Annotated in this window: 11 protein-coding genes and 1 pseudogene; 2 read left to right on the forward strand and 10 right to left on the reverse strand. The window is 64.7% G+C overall.

What is annotated here, in order from left to right; genetic code table 11:
- Positions 1 to 68: 68 nt before the first annotated feature.
- The 3 genes from prfA to NWI_RS01970 all read right to left on the reverse strand — a co-directional run bounded on the left by prfA (position 69) and on the right by NWI_RS01970 (position 5,146).
- Complete coding sequence (gene prfA / locus NWI_RS01960) at positions 69 to 1,145, reverse strand: peptide chain release factor 1 (RefSeq protein WP_011313708.1); 1,077 nt, start codon at positions 1,143 to 1,145, stop codon at positions 69 to 71.
- A gap of 84 nt (positions 1,146 to 1,229) precedes the next feature.
- On the reverse strand, positions 1,230 to 3,497 hold the full coding sequence (gene ptsP / locus NWI_RS01965) for a phosphoenolpyruvate--protein phosphotransferase (protein WP_011313709.1): 2,268 nt from the start codon (positions 3,495 to 3,497) through the stop codon (positions 1,230 to 1,232).
- A gap of 395 nt (positions 3,498 to 3,892) precedes the next feature.
- On the reverse strand, positions 3,893 to 5,146 hold the full coding sequence (locus NWI_RS01970) for an aspartate kinase (protein ID WP_011313710.1): 1,254 nt from the start codon (positions 5,144 to 5,146) through the stop codon (positions 3,893 to 3,895).
- 422 nt (positions 5,147 to 5,568) lie between these two features.
- On the opposite strand from NWI_RS01970, the gene ubiG reads away from it, so the two are divergent.
- Positions 5,569 to 6,354, forward strand: a complete 786-nt coding sequence (ubiG, locus tag NWI_RS01975) for a bifunctional 2-polyprenyl-6-hydroxyphenol methylase/3-demethylubiquinol 3-O-methyltransferase UbiG (protein ID WP_011313712.1) — start codon at positions 5,569 to 5,571, stop codon at positions 6,352 to 6,354.
- Between the two features lie 29 nt (positions 6,355 to 6,383).
- On the opposite strand, the gene NWI_RS01980 is transcribed toward ubiG, so the two are convergent.
- The 4 genes and pseudogenes from NWI_RS01980 to NWI_RS01995 form a co-directional block, all read right to left on the reverse strand.
- Positions 6,384 to 6,827, reverse strand: a complete 444-nt coding sequence (locus tag NWI_RS01980; protein ID WP_011313713.1) for a DUF1178 family protein — start codon at positions 6,825 to 6,827, stop codon at positions 6,384 to 6,386.
- A gap of 38 nt (positions 6,828 to 6,865) precedes the next feature.
- A pseudogene (locus NWI_RS18500) lies at positions 6,866 to 7,069 on the reverse strand (DUF1178 family protein); the annotation flags it as partial.
- Positions 7,066 to 7,947 carry a carbon-nitrogen hydrolase family protein gene (locus tag NWI_RS01990; RefSeq protein WP_041344659.1) on the reverse strand — a complete coding sequence of 294 codons (882 nt, stop codon included), beginning with the start codon at positions 7,945 to 7,947 and terminating at the stop codon, positions 7,066 to 7,068. The pseudogene NWI_RS18500 and the gene NWI_RS01990, both read right to left, overlap by 4 nt.
- A 52-nt stretch (positions 7,948 to 7,999) precedes the next feature.
- A complete protein-coding gene (locus NWI_RS01995; RefSeq protein WP_011313716.1) occupies positions 8,000 to 8,815 on the reverse strand; it encodes a ComF family protein in 816 nt (271 codons plus the stop codon).
- A gap of 88 nt (positions 8,816 to 8,903) precedes the next feature.
- On the opposite strand from NWI_RS01995, the gene NWI_RS02000 reads away from it, so the two are divergent.
- Complete coding sequence (locus NWI_RS02000) at positions 8,904 to 9,773, forward strand: methyltransferase domain-containing protein (RefSeq protein ID WP_011313717.1); 870 nt, start codon at positions 8,904 to 8,906, stop codon at positions 9,771 to 9,773.
- 129 nt (positions 9,774 to 9,902) lie between these two features.
- Here NWI_RS02000 and mutT read toward each other — a convergent pair whose 3' ends face one another.
- The 3 genes from mutT to NWI_RS02015 all read right to left on the reverse strand — a co-directional run bounded on the left by mutT (position 9,903) and on the right by NWI_RS02015 (position 12,547).
- Positions 9,903 to 10,304, reverse strand: a complete 402-nt coding sequence (gene mutT / locus NWI_RS02005) for an 8-oxo-dGTP diphosphatase MutT (protein WP_041344661.1) — start codon at positions 10,302 to 10,304, stop codon at positions 9,903 to 9,905.
- Positions 10,301 to 11,554, reverse strand: coding sequence for a bifunctional glutamate N-acetyltransferase/amino-acid acetyltransferase ArgJ (gene argJ / locus NWI_RS02010; protein ID WP_011313719.1), 1,254 nt, complete (start codon positions 11,552 to 11,554; stop codon positions 10,301 to 10,303). The genes mutT and argJ overlap by 4 nt, the downstream gene beginning before the upstream one ends.
- Positions 11,555 to 11,641: 87 nt before the next feature.
- Positions 11,642 to 12,547, reverse strand: a complete 906-nt coding sequence (locus NWI_RS02015) for a peptidylprolyl isomerase (protein ID WP_011313720.1) — start codon at positions 12,545 to 12,547, stop codon at positions 11,642 to 11,644.
- Positions 12,548 to 12,687: the final 140 nt, after the last annotated feature.

The following is a 12,687-nucleotide window of genomic DNA, read 5'->3' on the forward strand; positions in this document are numbered from 1 at the left end:
GTTGCTTCCTTTCCCTCTCCCCGGGAGAGAAAATAAAGACGTTCACCGGGACGAGGCTTGAGTGTCACTCACGCGCCGCCTTCGGCTGCGAGCTGCGCGGCCTGATGCTCCGTGGTCAGGGCATCGATCAATTCGTGCAGCGCGTCGCCGGCGATCACCTGCGGCAGCTTGTAAAGCGTCAGGTTGATGCGGTGATCCGTGACGCGGCCTTGCGGAAAATTGTAGGTGCGGATGCGCTCGGAACGGTCGCCCGATCCGACCTGATCCTTGCGGTCGGCCGAGCGCGCCGCATTGATGCGCTGCCGCTCGGCGTCGTAGATGCGGGAGCGCAGGATATTCATCGCCGAGGCGCGATTCTTGTGCTGCGAACGGCTGTCCTGCATGCTGACGACGATTCCGGTCGGGATGTGGGTGATGCGGATCGCCGATTCGGTCTTGTTGACGTGCTGGCCTCCCGCGCCCTGGGCGCGCATGGTTTCGATGCGCAGGTCATCGGGCCTGATATCCACATCGACTTCTTCGGCTTCCGGCAGCACGGCCACCGTGGCCGCCGAGGTATGAACGCGTCCCTGCGCTTCGGTATCCGGCACGCGCTGCACCCGATGCACGCCGGATTCGAACTTCATCCTGGCGTAGGCGCCGCGTCCCTGCACCTGGGCGACGATCTCCTTGTAGCCACCCATGGTGCCCTCGCTGGCGGAGATCACCTCCACTTTCCATCCTTGCAAGGCGGCGAAACGCTCATACATCCGAAACAGATCGCCCGCGAACAACGAGGCCTCGTCGCCGCCGGTACCGGCGCGGACTTCGAGCATCACGTTGCGTTCGTCCATCGCGTCCTTCGGCAGCAGCGCGACGCGGATCTTCTGCATGAGTTCGTCGTTGCGCGCCTCCAGCGCCGGGCGTTCGGCTTCCGCCATCGCGCGCATCTCGGCGTCCGTGGCGGGATCGGCGATCATGGCGTCGATTCCCGCGATTTCCGCCGTGACGGCGCGCCAGTTCTTCACGGCATCCACGATGGGATTGAGTTCGGCCAGCTCGCGCGTCATCTGGACGTAACGGTCGGCGCTGACATGGCTCAGCAGCTCGCTTTCGAGCGCGGCGTGGCGGGCCAGCAGCAGGTCGAGTTTGGCTTCAGGCAGCATCAGACTGTCTTCCCGTCCTCTCCCGCCGGGAGAAGGGGTACGTCCGTGTTCGTTGCGGACGGAGATACGGCGAGGAGCGCATGCTCATAGCGGTAGCCCCTCGGCGTCGGCGAAGTCCTTGAGCTTATCGCGGACGGAAATGCTGCCGGAGGGCGCTTCGAGCAGCGGCAGGATCGCCGCTTCCGCCTTTTTCGTATCGAGATCAAGGATCAGGGCCTTGACCGGACCGTGCGCGGTGGCCGAAAGCGAGAGCGAGCGGTAGCCGAGCGCGATCAGCGCCAGCGCGCCCAGCGGTTGCGACGCCATTTCCCCGCACAGCGAGGCGCTCTTGCCCGCCGCCCGCGCCTTGACAACGATGTCGCGCAGCGCCCGCAGGATCGGGGGAGAGAGCGTGTCGAAGCGGTTCGATACCTTGCTGTTGCCGCGATCGACCGCGAACATGAACTGAAACAGGTCGTTCGATCCGACGGACACGAAGTCGGCCTTCGCGAACAATTCGTCGAGCTGGTACAACAGCGCAGGGACTTCCACCATGCTGCCGACGTCCACCCGTTCCGGGAGCGTGTGGTCATGCTGGCGCAGATAAGTGAGTTCGCGCTCGACGATGGCTTTGGCCTGATCGAATTCGGCGACTTCCGAGATCATGGGGAACATGATGCGCAGCGCGCGGCCGCTTCCGGCGCGCAGCAGCGCGCGGATCTGGCCGCGCAGCAGGCCGGGGCGATCGAGCCCGAGCCTGATGGCGCGCCAGCCCAGCGCGGGATTTTCCTCTGCCACCGCTTCCATGTAGGGAAGCGCCTTGTCGCCGCCGATATCGAGGGTGCGGAAGGTCACCGGCTTGTCGCCGGCGGCGTCCAGCACCTTGCGGTACAGCGCAAGCTGCTCGCTTGCGCGCGGCAGACTCTGTCCGAGCATGAATTGCAGTTCGGTCCGGAACAGGCCGATGCCGGAGCAATTGGTGTCCTCCAGATGCGGCAGGTCGATCACGAGGCCCGCATTGATCATGAGATCGACCGGCTCGCCGTCCCTGGTGACGCAGGGCTTGTCGCGCAATGCGATATACTGCGCCTGCCGCCGGGCGCGAAAGCGCACGCGCTCGGCATAGGCGGATTCAATCTCCGCCGATGGCCGCAGGTAAATCGAGCCGGAGGTGCCGTCGACGATGATGGCGTCGCCGGGATCGGCGATTCCGACCGCGTTCGGCACCTCGCCGACGGCGGGAATACCCAGCGCGCGCGCGACGATGGCGACATGCGAGGTCGCCGTGCCTTCCTCCAGCACCAGTCCGCGCAGCCGCCTGCGGTCATAGTCCAGCAGGGCCGCGGGTCCCATGGCGCGCGCGATCAGGATCGCGTTATCCGGGAGCTGTTCGCGGGAAGGCGCGTGATCCTGTCCGACCAGTTGCCGCATCAGGCGGTGGCCGAGGTCCTCAAGGTCATGAAGGCGATCGCGCAAATAAGGATCGGTCGAGCGCAACATTCGCGCGCGCGTGTCTGATTGCACGCGCTCGACAGCGGCCTCGGCGGTCAATCCGGTCGCGGCCGCCTCCTGCAGCCTGTGCGACCAGCCGTGATCATTGGCGAACATCCGGTAGGCTTCGAGCACGTCGCGATGCTCGCCGCCCTCGGCGACGTCGCCGCGCTCCAGCAGGCGGTCGAGGTCCGTGCGCAGCTTGGTGAGCGCCGTTTCCAGCCGCCGGATTTCCTTTGGCACGTCGTCGGCGATGTAGTTGGTGATGACGATGCGCGGTTCGTGCAGCACGACATGGCCGAGCGCGATGCCGTCGGACAGGATCGCGCCGATCTGGTGGATGGTGTGGCGGGCGGCGGGTTCGAGACCGGGCTGCGCGAGCGCGGCCAGTTCGCCGGAAGCTATCATCTCGGCGAGGACCATCGCCGTGGTCTGAAGCGCCTCGACCTCTTCCTCGACATAGGTGCGCCGGGCGCGGTTCTGCACCACCAGCACGCCGAGGGTGTTGCCCGCGCGCAGGATCGGCACGCCGAGGAACGAGTTGTAGATTTCTTCGCCGGTTTCCGGGCGGAACGAGAATGCCGGGTGACTGCGCGCATCCGACAGATTGAGGGGCGTCGCTTCGCTGGCGACCAGGCCGACCAGGCCTTCATGCGCGGTCAGCACGGTGCGGTGCACGGCGTCGCGATTGAGGCCCTCGGTCGCGTAGAGTTCCAGCGTATTGTCGACGCGCAGCACATAGGTCGAGCAGACTTCCGCCACCATGTTGGCGGCGATCAGCACCACGATCTTGTCGAGACGCTCCTGCGCGCTGACCGGCTCCGCCATGACTTCGCGGAGGCGTCTCAACAAGACGCGGGGGCCGCTCGACGCGCTCCGCATATCCCGGTCCCTCCCCCTTGCGAACCTGTCTTTGGGTAAGCCTAAACAATGACTTATAGCGTTTTCGAGCGAAGTGGAATCGGGCTTCGCGGGAAGAAACGCGTCAAAACATAAAGATAGAGTCTTTCACCGTTTCGATGAAGCGGTGAAGGACTCTGGCGTGTCAGAAGCGTGGCGCGCCTGTCTGAAGCCGTGGCCCCCAGCCGCAACGGCCATGTCATTCGCCGTATAGCCAATCGACGTCCATCTTGCCAAGCAAAACGCCCGCCGTCAGGGAACGCACGATCCGGAAAACGGCGTCGGCGCTTGCTCTGGCTAAAGTGGATACCGGTTTTGCCTTGCGGGGCGACGGTGCGCCGGGTCGAGGGTGGCCAGGACGGCGGTGAGCCTCGGTCTCAGGTCTGATCGAGCCCGTAGAGCGTATGCAGGGTTCTGACCGCGAGTTCGGTATAGGCGGTATCGATCAGCAAGGAGAATTTGATCTCCGAGGTCGTGATGGCGCGGATATTGATGCCCTTGTCCGACAGCGCCTTGAATGCCTGCGCCGCGACGCCCGCATGGCTGCGCATCCCGGACCCGATCACCGAGATCTTGGCGACGTCGGTGGCGCTGTCGAGGCGGGCATAGCCGATCATGTCTTTGGCGCGGGTGATGGTCTCCTTTGCGCGGGCATGGTCGGAGGCCGGCACCGTGAATGTCAGGTCGGTGGTCTTGCCGTCTTCGGACACGTTCTGGACGATCATGTCGACGTTGATGTTGGCGTCGGCGAGCGGGACGAAGATCGAGGCGGCGACGCCCGGCTTGTCCTCGATCTGGCGGACCGAGATCTGGGCCTCGTCCTTGGAGAAGGCGATGCCGGTGACGACGTGGCTTTCCATGATGTCCTCCTCGCCGCAGATCAGCGTACCCGGCGGCGTGCCATGGGGGTCGATCTCCTCGGGCGCATCGAAACTGGAGCGGACGAAAATCGGCATGTTCTGGGTCATGCCGAGTTCCACGGACCGAACCTGCAAGACCTTGGCGCCCTGCGAGGCCAGTTCCAGCATGTCTTCGAACGCGATCCTGTCGAGCCGGCGCGCTTTCGAAACCACCCGCGGATCGGTGGTATAGACGCCGTCGACATCGGTGTAGATGTCGCAGCGGTCGGCGCGGATGGCGGCGGCGATCGCCACCGCCGACGTGTCGGAGCCGCCCCGGCCGAGCGTGGTGATCCGGCCGGTCTGCGGACTGATGCCCTGGAAACCGGCGATCACGGCAACCTCCTTGCGCTCCGTGAAGCGGCTGATGAGTTCGCTGCCGTCGATTTCGAGAATGCGGGCCGAGGCGTGGGCGTCGCTGGTCCGGATCGGGATCTGCCAGCCCTGCCATGAGCGCGCCTGAATGCCGAGCGCCTGCAGCGCGATCGCCAGAAGCCCCGAGGTGATCTGCTCGCCGGAAGCCACCACGGCGTCATATTCGCGCGCGTCGTGCATCGACGAGGCGTCCCTGCACCATGCCACCAGCTCGTTGGTCTTGCCCGCCATCGCCGACACCACCACCGCGACGTCGTGGCCGGCGTCGACCTCGCGTTTGACATGCCGCGCGACGTTGCGGATTCGGTCCAGATTGGCGACGGAGGTGCCGCCAAATTTCATCACAAGCCGGCTCATGACGGATGGTGCGTTCCCAAGACTCGCTGAATATTAAGGCTCGCTGAAAATCAAAAGGCTTGCTGGATGGTAAAAAGCTCGCTGACGACAACGCCAGCTCGATGAAGCGCGAAAAGCGGGGACGCACGGGCGAGAAGGCGCGTATACATAACGGCGCGGATGCGGGCAGGCAACCCGGCTTTCGGTCGTGCCGCGGGCGGCCGAACGATCCGGTAAACGTCGTGCGCGATCAGCGTGCCGTATCAGCGATTCCGCAACCGTCCCGACCATGGTGTATTCGAGCCACATGCCCGTATCTGCGATTCGACGCGATCTCGCCCCTGATCGCCGTGGCCGCCTTTATCCGTGTCGAGGATGTTCGAGACCGTGACCACTGATACTGTTCCAGAACCCCGTCATCTCGTCACAGGAGCCGCGCGGCAATGACCATGCAAGTCGATCCTTCCGCGAATTCTTCAGCCGCGTCTTCAGCCGCACCCGGAACGACCGTCGATCGCGCCGAGATCGAAAAATTCTCGAAGTTGTCGCAGGAATGGTGGGATCCCACCGGCAAGATGGCGCCGCTGCACAGGATCAACCCGCTGCGGCTTCAGTTCATCCGCGACGCCGCCTGCCGCAAGTTCGATCGCAACGCCCGCAGCCTGAACTGTCTGGCGGGCCTGCGGCTGCTCGACATCGGCTGCGGCGCGGGCCTTCTGTGCGAGCCGTTCACGCGGCTTGGCGCGCAGGTGATCGGGGTCGATCCTTCCGCGTCCAATATCGCCGCGGCGAAGCTCCACGCCGAGAAAGCCCATCTGTCGATCGATTATCGCTGCACCACCGTGGAGGACATGGACGTCCGGGAGCGCTTCGACATCATCCTCGCGATGGAGGTGGTGGAGCATGTCGCCGATGTCGGGCTGTTCCTCGATCGCTGCGCGGCGATGCTGAAGCCGGGCGGGATGATGGCGGCGTCGACCCTCAACCGCAACTGGAAGAGCTTTGCACTGGGCATCGTCGCGGCCGAATATGTGTTGCGCTGGCTGCCGCGCGGCACGCATCAGTGGGACAAGTTCGTCACCCCGGACGAACTGGCGCGCCACTTCGAGCGCAACGGACTCGGCATTACCGAGCAGTCCGGCGTGGTCTACAGCCCGTTCGGGGACAGATGGAGCCTGTCATCCGACATGGACGTCAACTACATGGTGGTCGCCGAAGCGGTGGGATGAGGCTGCTCGTGTCATCGCCGGAAAATGCTCTAATTCCGGTCGTCCGGCGGCACTGGCAGCGACCCGACCTCGACGCCTTCCTCGATCAGCGATTTCGCCTCCTCGGGCGAGGCCTCGCCGTAGATCGGGCGATGTTCGATATCGCCGTAATGCATCTTGCGGGCTTCGTTGGGAAATCGCGCGCCGACATTGTCGGCGTTCTTGACAAGGTGGTCATGCAATTGTCTGAGCTCGGCGCGCAGCTCGCGTTCCTCCGCCACCGTCGCCGACATGGATGAGTCCGCGGGCGCGCGCGATGGGCGCTTCTTGGAGCCGGCGATTCGCGGCGCCATGATCGCCTTCTCCACCTTTGCCGAGCCGCAGACCGCGCAGGTCACGAGCTTGCGCTTGACCTGAGAATCATAAGCCGACGAACTCTGGAACCAGCTTTCGAAAGTGTGGCCGCGGTCGCAGCGCAGGTCGTAGCGGATCATGCCGAACCTCCGCGTTCGGGCGGCTCGTCGATCGTGAATGCGGGGGCGGCTGCGAGCCTCGGCGTGCGACGTTTCCTGGATCCGGCAATCTGCGGCGCCATGATCGCCTTCTCGACCTTGGTCGAACCGCAGACCGCGCAGGTCACGAGCTTTCGTTTGACCTGCGAGTCATAGGACGAGGAGCTCTGAAACCAGCTTTCGAAAGTGTGGCCCTGCTCGCAGCGCAGATTGTAGCGGATCATGCCGAGCCTCGCACAAGATGCAGGTGGTCGCTTGCCGGCTTATGATCGGCGAGGGAAAAACGCCGCCCATGCTGCAACGAGGGCACGGCCTTGCGCACGGCCAAGACTTTACCCGGATCGATCGTCGCCAGCACGATGCCCGGTTCGGCGCCGCCCGCGTCGGCCAGAACCGTGCCCCAGGGATCGACGATCAGCGAATGGCCGAATGTTTCGCGGTTGTTCTCGTGCATTCCGGCCTGGGCGGCGGCAAACACGAAGCAGCCGTTCTCGATCGCGCGGGCGCGCAGCAAGGTATGCCAGTGCGCTTCGCCGGTCTTCCTGGTGAAGGCCGCCGGCACCGTGAGGAAAGACGCGCCGGCTTCGGCCAGCGCGCGATACAGCGCCGGAAAACGAACGTCGTAGCAGATGGTCATGCCCAGCCTGCCCCACGGCAGGTCCGCTATCGCGGCCGTCTCGCCCGGCTGGTAATTCGCGGACTCCCGATAGCTTTCGCCGCCATCGAGGTCGATATCGAACATGTGAATCTTGTCGTAGCGCGCGAGGATGTCGCCGGACGGCCCGATCAGGAACGAACGGTTGACCGCTTTCTCTTTCGTGAGCCGCAATGCCAGCGAGCCGACGTTGAGATGAATTTTCAGTTCGCGTGCAAGATCGCGATAACCGCTGAGCGAGCGGTCGTCGTCCTCGGCGCGAAGATGCTCGAACAGTGCGGCGCGATCCGCCTGCATGATGTTGCTGACCTCGGGAGTCTGCACGAAGTCAGCGCCCTGCGCCGCCGCTTCGCGGATCAGCCTGGAGCCTTGCTCGAAGTTCGGCTCGGGCAGGAGACCGCTCCGCATCTGGATCATTGCGGCGACGAAAGTGGGCTGGGTGTTCATGTCCTTGCCTTCCGCCCGCAAAACAGAACAGGGCTCGCGGGCCGAGGCTCGATTATATGGGGGCTTTCATGGTGTCGACAACCCGCGCGAAGACCAGCACGTCCACCTGGGCGGCCTTCGCGCGCAGCAGAACGCGCGCGCAGGCATCCACCGTGGCGCCGGATGTCAGGACGTCGTCGATCAGGATGACGCGGCGACCCTGGACATGGCCGGCGCGTTCCGCCGTCACCTTGAACGCGCCCTGTACATTGCGCGCGCGGTCATTTCGCGACAATCTGACCTGTTGCCGGGTCGGACGGATGCGCCGCAGCGTGTCGGGCGCGACCGGAACGCCGGAATGCCGGGCAATAACGCGCGCCAGCATCCCCGATTGGTTGAAGCGGCGGCTCCAGCCGCGCCGCCAGTGCAGCGGCACCGGGATCAGGAGGTCGGCGCCGTCAAGCAACCCCGAGCCCGCGCGGGCCATCCAGCGGCCCATCACCGGCGCGAGATCGGTGCGGTCCTGATATTTCAATGCATGGACCAGCACCTTGGCGACGTCGTCATAGCGCACGGCGGCGCGGGCGCGCTGATAGGCCGGCGGATTGGCGATCGCCTCCATCGACAGCATCTCGGAACCCGGATCATAAACAAAGGGCGTTCCGAGGCGGGGACAATAAGGCCGTTCGATGAACGACAGTTTGGTCCAGCAATCGGCGCAGACGCCGACGCCGGCGACCGGTTCGCGACAGGCCACGCACAGCGTCGGCAGCGCGATGTCGAGCGCCGTGCGTGCCGCATAGGACATGGTCTCGCGGCACGCGCGCCATGCGCCGCGCAGCAGGCGGGCCGGGTGTGGCGAAAACAGATTGTCCGTCGAGAGTTCCATGCCCCGAAGCTAGCGCCGGCGCGGATGAGGCTCAAGCGAACCTGCAATCGCCCCTTTTGGATGGCGAGCGAAAAGCGTACCAAGCCGCATGGCTCCGGACTCATCTTCTTTACCGCCCGTTCTGTTCGACCGCGCTTTGCTGCGTGTGCGGCAGGAACGCGCGGCCAAAGCGGGAGCCGTGCCGTTTCTGCTCGATCGCGTCGCGGAGGATATGGCGGAGCGGCTGAACGCCGTGTTGCGCGATCTTCAGCACGCGGCGGATATCGGCACGCCTGGCGATCAGGTGCGCGGCGCGCTCTCGGTGCGGGTTCGGGAGCTTGCGCGGGTGGATCTTCCGGTTGACGAGAGCGAAGCGGTGAGGCTGTCGCCGGATTCTCTTGATCTCGCCGTCTCCGGGCTTGCGTTCCAGTTTGTCAACGATCTTCCCGGCCTGTTGGTGCAGATCCGCCGGGCCCTGAAGCCGGACGGATTGCTGCTCGCGGCCACGATCGGCGGCGAAACGCTGACCGAATTGCGTCAGGCGTTCGCAATGGCCGAGGCGGAGTGTGAGGGAGGCATCTCGCCGCGCGTCGCGCCGTTCGCCGACCTTCGCGATATCGGCGCGCTGCTGCAACGCGCGGGATTCGCGCTGCCGGTGACGGATGTCGATCGTGTCGTAGTGCGCTACGGCGACGCCTTCGCGCTGATGCGTGACCTGCGCCGCATGGGCGCGACGAACGTTCTGACCGCGCGGCGGCGCACGCCTTTGCGCCGCTCGACCCTGTTACGCATGGCTCAGATCTATCATGAGCGCTTCACCGATCCCGACGGCCGTATCCGCGCGACCTTCGATATCGTGTGGCTTTCAGGATGGGCTCCGCATGAGAGCCAGCAGAAGCCGTTGCAGCCGGGCTCGGCGAAGGCGAGGCTTGAGGATGCGGTGAGGAACACTTCAAAAGAAAAGCCGGGCCGGGAATAAGGTTTCGTCATGGCCGGGCAAAAGCGCGAAGGGCGTCTTCGCGCAGACGTCCCGGCCATCTACGTCTTGAGTTTCCAGCGAAAAGGAAGACGTGGATGCCGGCACAAGGCCGGCGTAACGAGGTTCTGGCTACATCAACAGATCGACCAGCGGCGGAATCAGAGGGATGTCCGCGGGCGGCATCGGATAGTCGCGAAGCTTGTTGGCCCGAACCCACTTCAGCGCCTGCCCCTCTTTCGAGGTCACCGTGCCTTCCCAGCGCCGGCAGATGTAGAGCGGCATCAGCAGATGGAAGCTCTCGTAGGCGTGGCTCGCGAAGGTCAGCGGCGCGAGGCAACCCTCCTGCGTCACGATGCCGAGCTCCTCGCGCAGCTCACGAATCAGCGCCTCTTCGGGACGCTCGCCCGGCTCGAACTTGCCGCCGGGAAACTCCCACAGGCCGGCAAGCTGCTTGCCTTCCGGCCGCTGCGCGATCAGCACCCGGTTGTCGGCGTCGATCAGCGCGCAGGCGACGACCAACGTGAGCTTCACGACCTGTAATCGCCGTTGATCGCGACATACTCCTTGGTGAGGTCGCAGGTCAGCACGCGGTCGCGGCCCTTGCCGAGGCCGAGCGTCGTCTTGATCTGAATCCTGTCGTTCTTCATGGCTTTCGAGACCTCCGCCTCGTCGTAGGACGGGTCCCGCGCGCCGCTTTTGGCGACTCGAATGCCGTTGAAATAGATCGACAGCTTGTCGCGGTCGGCCGGCTCGCCGGCCTTGCCGACCGCCATGACCACGCGGCCCCAGTTGGCGTCCTCGCCGGCGATCGCGGTCTTCACCAGAGGTGAGTTGGCGATCGACTTGGCGATTTTTCGCGCCGAAGCCTTCGAGGTCGCGCCCTCGACGATGACCTCGACCAGCTTGCGCGCGCCTTCGCCGTCGCGTGCCACCTGTTCGGCGAGATCGGCCAGCACCCCGTGAAAGGCTTTCACGAAAGCTTTCAGGCGCGGATCGCCGGCGCGAGAAATTCTCGGCGCGCCGCGGGCGCCCGCGGCTCCGGTCGCGAAGGCCAGCAGCGTATCGGAGGTGGAGGTGTCGCTGTCGATCGTGACCGCGTTGAAGGTGTCCTCGACCCCGCTTTTCAAAAGCGATTGCAGCGCTGTCGCCGTAATCGGCGCATCGGTGAAGATGAACGAGAGCATGGTTGCCATGTCGGGCGCGATCATGCCGGCACCCTTGGCGATGCCGTTGATGGTGACGGCGGCCTTGCCGAGCTTCACGCGCGCGGTTGCGACCTTGGGAAAGGTGTCGGTGGTCATGATGGCGCGCGCCGCGTCCATCCAGCGGTCAGGGGCAGCTTCGCTCGCCAGCGTCTCCAGCACGCCGTTGAACTTCGTGGCGTCGAGCGGCTCGCCGATCACGCCGGTTGAGGCGAGATAGATATCCGACGCCTTGCAGCCGGCCGCCTTGGCGGCGATGCCGGCGGTCAGTTTGGTGGCCTGTCGGCCGGTCTTGCCGGTGAAGGCGTTGGCGTTGCCGGAATTCACCACCAGCGCCAGTCCTGCTTTGGCGTGATGGCCGTCCTTCAGGCGCGCCCGGCACCATTCGACCGGCGCCGACGGACATCGGGATCTGGTGAACACGCCGGCCACCGTGGTGCCTTCGTCCAGCAGCGCCAGCAGCACGTCCGTGCGGCCCTTGTAGCGGATGCCGGCGGCGGCGGTCGCAAGTCGAACGCCTGCGATCTCAGGCAGGTCCGGGACGTCGGTCGGGGCGAGGGGAGATATGGCGGTCGACATGGCGTTCTCGTCATTGCCTCGTGGTCCGGCAATCCATCAAATGAGATGGATGCGCGGGTCAAGCCCGCGCACGACGAAATCGCAGATTTACTTCTTCGCCGGCGTTTTGTCGTCGGCTGGTTTGGCGGATTTCGTCTTGTCGTCGGCTGGTTTGTCCAGTCGTTCGATCTTGGCCGTCTCGCGCAGCTTGGCGACATACTCCGCCTGCGCTTTCCGGGTCACGAACTGCTCGATCTGTGGCTTGACCTGATCGAAGTCCGGGGCCTTGCGGGCGCGTTTTTCCTCGACCTTGATGATATGCCAGCCGAACTGGGTCTTGACCGGATCGGAAATCTTGCCGGGCTCCAGCGCGAAGGCGACCTTCGAGAAATCCGGCACCATCTGCTCCTTTGTGAAGAAACCGAGATCGCCGCCGTCGGAGGCGCCGGGATCCTTGGATTCCTTCTTGGCGAGTTCGGCGAAGTCCGCGCCTTTCTTCAGTTCCTCCTCGACCTTCTTGGCTTCCTCCTCGGTCGGAACCAGGATGTGGCGGGCATGAACCTCCTGTTCGCTGGTGATCTGCTTGGAGGCGTCCGTATACACGGTCTTCATGGCGCTGTCGGTGAGCGCGGCCTTGCCCTCGGACGCCAGAAGCCGGTCCATCAGCAGCCGGTCGCGGGCGAAGGCGAGCCGTTTCTTGAAATCCTCGCTGTTTTCGACCTTCTTTTCCTCGGCGGCCTTGGCGATGATCTTCATGTCGATCAGGAACGACAGCACGTTCTCCTGCTTGGCCGCCGGATCCATCTGCGCAAGGCTCGGACCCAGCTCTTCCGCGGCGAGATTGACGTCGCTCTGGCGGATCTCGGAGCCGTTCACTTTTGCCAGCACGGGATTCGCATCATCCGCGTGGACCGGCGTGCCGACGAGCAGAACCGCGGCCAGGCAGCCGCCGAGAACGGACGAGACCAGGCGAACGCGCAGAAAGTGTTTCGTTGCGGGCAATGAGATGGTCATGGGAAGTCCTTGATCTCCAGGAGGAGGATGTGGGCGGCGGACACTCGCTCAATCGCGGGGTCTTGGCAACGCGAAAACTCTGTCAAAATCATGAACCAGGACAGGCGGACACCGCCGTTTCCGCCGCGGGGACTTTCCGG

This window comes from Nitrobacter winogradskyi Nb-255, assembly GCF_000012725.1.
In the GTDB taxonomy this organism is placed as follows: domain Bacteria; phylum Pseudomonadota; class Alphaproteobacteria; order Rhizobiales; family Xanthobacteraceae; genus Nitrobacter; species Nitrobacter winogradskyi.

Coding starts and splice junctions, on each gene's coding strand:
- prfA (WP_011313708.1), bottom strand. CDS start 1,145: ATGCTGCCTGAAGCCAAACTCGACCTGCTGCTGGCCCGCCACGCCGCG.
- ptsP (WP_011313709.1), bottom strand. CDS start 3,497: ATGCGGAGCGCGTCGAGCGGCCCCCGCGTCTTGTTGAGACGCCTCCGC.
- NWI_RS01970 (WP_011313710.1), bottom strand. CDS start 5,146: ATGAGCCGGCTTGTGATGAAATTTGGCGGCACCTCCGTCGCCAATCTG.
- ubiG (WP_011313712.1), top strand. CDS start 5,569: ATGACCATGCAAGTCGATCCTTCCGCGAATTCTTCAGCCGCGTCTTCA.
- NWI_RS01980 (WP_011313713.1), bottom strand. CDS start 6,827: ATGATCCGCTACGACCTGCGCTGCGACCGCGGCCACACTTTCGAAAGC.
- NWI_RS01990 (WP_041344659.1), bottom strand. CDS start 7,947: ATGAACACCCAGCCCACTTTCGTCGCCGCAATGATCCAGATGCGGAGC.
- NWI_RS01995 (WP_011313716.1), bottom strand. CDS start 8,815: ATGGAACTCTCGACGGACAATCTGTTTTCGCCACACCCGGCCCGCCTG.
- NWI_RS02000 (WP_011313717.1), top strand. CDS start 8,904: ATGGCTCCGGACTCATCTTCTTTACCGCCCGTTCTGTTCGACCGCGCT.
- argJ (WP_011313719.1), bottom strand. CDS start 11,554: ATGTCGACCGCCATATCTCCCCTCGCCCCGACCGACGTCCCGGACCTG.
- NWI_RS02015 (WP_011313720.1), bottom strand. CDS start 12,547: ATGACCATCTCATTGCCCGCAACGAAACACTTTCTGCGCGTTCGCCTG.